This is a genomic window from Streptococcus suis, from assembly GCF_002960445.1.
Classification (GTDB): Bacteria; Bacillota; Bacilli; order Lactobacillales; family Streptococcaceae; genus Streptococcus; species Streptococcus hyiners.
On the sequence record NZ_POJD01000296.1, the window covers coordinates 1 to 401 of the forward strand.

The 401-nt window shown below is 44.4% G+C and carries 1 protein-coding gene; it reads right to left on the minus strand.

Going from position 1 to position 401, the window contains the following annotated elements; translation table 11 throughout:
- A partial coding sequence (locus C1G53_RS10915; RefSeq protein ID WP_161941416.1) for a DUF4097 family beta strand repeat-containing protein occupies positions 1-401 on the minus strand: 401 nt, incomplete at both ends.

Sequence of the window (401 nt, forward strand, 5' to 3'; positions counted from 1 at the left end):
TAGGCACTTCAATGGTGACGGAGAAGACATTGATACGACGCTGGGCCAAGCTTTCTCCCAGATACTGCATGATTCCCTCAATGGCAAATTCTAGTTCCTGTGCAGAGAGGGTTAAGACGCCGTCTTTCTCACTGAGTTTTAGAGGGTTTTGGATATTGTTGTCGGAGTTGGCATAGGTCACATGATAGTTGTTATCACTAGACTCTTTGATGTAGACGCTGTGGGGGATAAAATCAATTTTAATGGTATTCAAATCTGTGAAGGTCTTATGGACTTCCGTCGGAGCAGCAACCTCTTCTAAGCGGGTTATGCCTCCGGTGAAAAATCCAATGCCAGCTAGAATTAAGCCTGCAATCAGGCTGACAAAGCCGATAATAATGGCGATGGTAAGTTTCTTTTTC